The following is a 3,097-nucleotide window of genomic DNA, read 5'->3' on the forward strand; positions in this document are numbered from 1 at the left end:
GACCACGGCCGGCCGCCCCCGCCGCCTCACCCGCCGCCGTGCCCTGCTCGCCGCCGCCGGGCTCGTGGCCACGGTCGGTGCGGTACCCCTCGGGGCCCGGTTGCTGTCCTCAGACAGGGACAACGCCGACACGACCGCCGGGTCCGACTCCGAAGACACGATGGTGACGGTGATGTTGATGTACATGGGACTCACCGAGGCGGAGCGGGCCGTGTACCGCCGCTGGGAGGAGGACTTCGAGAACTCCCGGCGCCTCGTCACCGTCCACACCACGGTCTCCGACAACGATTACGAGCAGAAACTCCACGCCATGCGGCAGTCCAGCTCACCCCCGGACATCTTCATCAGCTGGTACTCCCAACTCGCCCGGGACGTGGCGGACGGCCTGCTCACCGACCTCACCGGGCTGGCCGGGGCCGCCACCGCCACCATGGTGCCGCCCCTGCTGGACCTCTTCCGAGTCGCCGGCCGTCTCTACGGCCTTCCCGCCCACTGCGACGCCCTCGGCTTCTGGTACAACCGGCGGCGGTTCGAGGAGGTCGCTCTCACTCCCCCGGCGACCTGGGCCGAGTTCCTCGACACCGTCCGGGCACTACGCGGGGCCGGCGTCACGCCCCTGGCCCTGGCCGGGTTCGAGCCGTGGGCATGTGCGCCGTACTGGACCTACCTCGCGATGCGGGTCGCTGGCCTGGAAGCCCTCAACACGGCCGTGCGCACCGGCGACTTCTCCGCCCCCGGCTTCTCCCGCGCCGGTGAACTGTTGGTCGAACTCGCCGGGGCCGATCCCTTCGCGCCCGGCTTCGCCACCGCGCCCTACGCGGCGGACCAGGCGAGACGGGTCGCCGTCGGCGACGCGGCCATGGAACTCGCCGGCCCGTGGGCGGCCACGATGTACGAGGATGCCGAGCCGGGCAGCTCCCAGGACATCGGGTTCTTCCCCTTCCCCACGGTCGAGGGCGGCGTGGGAACCGACACGGACGTCCTGGGCACCTGCCTCGGCTACACGGTGCGCCGCGGAGCTCCGCGGGAGGCTGCGGACCTGGCGTTCTTCCTCACCGAGGAGGAACGGCAGGCTCAAATGCCCGACATGGACAGCGGGCTTCTGCCCGTACTCCGCAACGCGCCGCAACTGCTGCCGGAGGGGCCGGCGCGCGAGCCGGCGACCCTGCTCTCCCGGGCCACCGGATTCCAGCTCTCCCTCGACCGGCTGCACAGCGCCGCGCTCAACGACGTGGTCGGACAGCAGACCGTCCAGCTGCTGACGGGCGCCACCACGCCGGCCGAAGCCGCGGACGCCATCGCCAGGGCCGCACGAGGCATCGGATGAACGAGGGCCGCGACGGTCCGCCGACCGACGCCACGCCGGCCGCTCTCAGGCCAGGAGCGTCGAAGCGGAGACGCCATCGCGGGGGTGTCCCTATGGGTTTCGTCAACCTGTGGGGGTGGGCTGGGGGGTAGAAGGTGCCGTCGCGGAGCATCGCGAAGAGCACGTCGGCTCGTCGTCTCGCGAGGCAGAGGAGGGCTTGGGCGTGATGTTTCCGCTGAGCGATCTTCTTGTCGTAGTAGGCCCTGGATCTGGGGTCGGACAGGGCCGCGAACGCGGATAGAAAGAAGGCGCGCTTGAGCTGTTTGTTTCCCCGGCGGAAAGGTTGTTCGCCGCGGATGGGGGAGCCCGAGCTGCGGGTCGCGGGGGCGAGGCCGGCATAGGCGGCGAGATGGGCGGCGCTGGGGAAGCTGCGGGCGTCGCCGACGTCGATGAGGATCCTGGCTCCGGTCCTGCCGCCGATGCCGGGCATGGACGTCAGGACCTTCGAAAGAGGGTGGGCCTCCAGCAGTTCCTCGATCCTCACTGCGAGGAGTTTGCGCTGTCGAGCACCGCCTGAAGCGAGTTGGCATGGCTGGGAACGATCAGCGCGGCCGCGTCAGTGCCCGGCACGACCACGGTCTGCTCGTCCAGGGCCGTGAAGATCTCCTCGACCAGCCGCCCGGCCGTCCTCGGCGCCTTCGGGCGCATCAGGTTCACCAGCCGACGCCGCCCGGCTTTGCGGATCTGGGCCGGGGAGCCGAACCGTTCGAGCAGCGTCAGGACGGCCGGGTGCTGGACGCGCGGGCCGATGACTCTCTCCAGGTGCGGGTGGATCTGCGTGCAGGCCCCGCAGTCGGTTGGAGATTCTCGTGGCCTCGCCCGCCAAGTCGTCGTCGAAGCCGACGATCATCTCCAGCTCGGCGATGGCTTCGTCTCCGAGTCCGATGGAGCGGAGCGTGTGCGGCATGGCGCGGGCGGCGTCCGCGATGATGAACGCGTCCCTCGCGTCGGTCTTGGCCTCGCCGGGGTAGAGGTCGGCGATCCGCCGCATGGTCAGCCCGGGCAGACAGGCGACCGGGCAGCCCATGTCCCGGGCCACCGCCAGGGGCAGGGCACCTCGAGGCCGGCTGGTCAACCACCACGAGCATGGTGCCGTGCTTCGCGGTGAGCTTGGCGAAGACCTCGCGGAGCTTCGGCTCGCTGTTGGGCCGCCGCTTGTCGAACGCCTTCTTCCCGGCCGGGGTGACGGCGGTGGCGCGGTGTTCGCCCTTGCCGACGTCCAGGCCGAGGTAGACGTCGATGTCGCTGGTGTCGATCACATGCGTCCCTCGGTCGTACTCACCCGGCCTTGCCACGGCACCGATCGCCACATCCACATTACGAAGAGCCTCCCTGCCTCCCCGAGGAGAGTCGGTGGTCATGCCCCTCATCAGCGGTCTGTCAGTGCCTCCGGGGCCGGTGACACCACCCCCCGGGCCATAGGTTCCACAGGGGGGAGCAGTCATGCCGGTCCCGGAGGCCGGGAGCCCGTTGCGGAGCCACGAAGAAGGTAACGGGGGACGGCGAGCCGCCCTCTGACGTGCGCTGGTCAGCAGGCGAGACGAGGTGAGACAAAATAGAATAGAAGGCGCATTCCACCAATCGAAGCGGAACAGAGGAAGAACGGCCGCCGCCCCGGCCGGGTTTGGTGGACGGTTCGCCGGGCACTCGGTCGGCGTGGTCTCTTATGGACCGGAGCGGCGCCTGCGCGCCGCCGCGCTGAGAGCCGGCTGGCTGACGCAGACGTTCGTC

Annotated in this window: 1 protein-coding gene and 1 pseudogene; one reads left to right on the forward strand and one right to left on the reverse strand. The window is 70.3% G+C overall.

The genetic code is table 11. The features are described 5' to 3' along the window. On the forward strand, window positions 1-1,327 hold a 1,327-nt coding region (locus E1265_RS35225), incomplete at its 5' end, for an extracellular solute-binding protein (RefSeq protein WP_132935024.1). Between the two features lie 121 nt (window positions 1,328-1,448). On the opposite strand, the pseudogene E1265_RS35230 reads toward E1265_RS35225, so the two are convergent. Then, window positions 1,449-2,625: pseudogene (locus E1265_RS35230) on the reverse strand (IS110 family transposase); the annotation flags it as partial. Between the last annotated feature and the right edge of the window lie 472 nt (window positions 2,626-3,097).

It is taken from the genome of Streptomyces sp. 8K308 (assembly GCF_004348315.1).
In the GTDB taxonomy this organism is placed as follows: Bacteria; Actinomycetota; Actinomycetes; order Streptomycetales; family Streptomycetaceae; genus Streptomyces.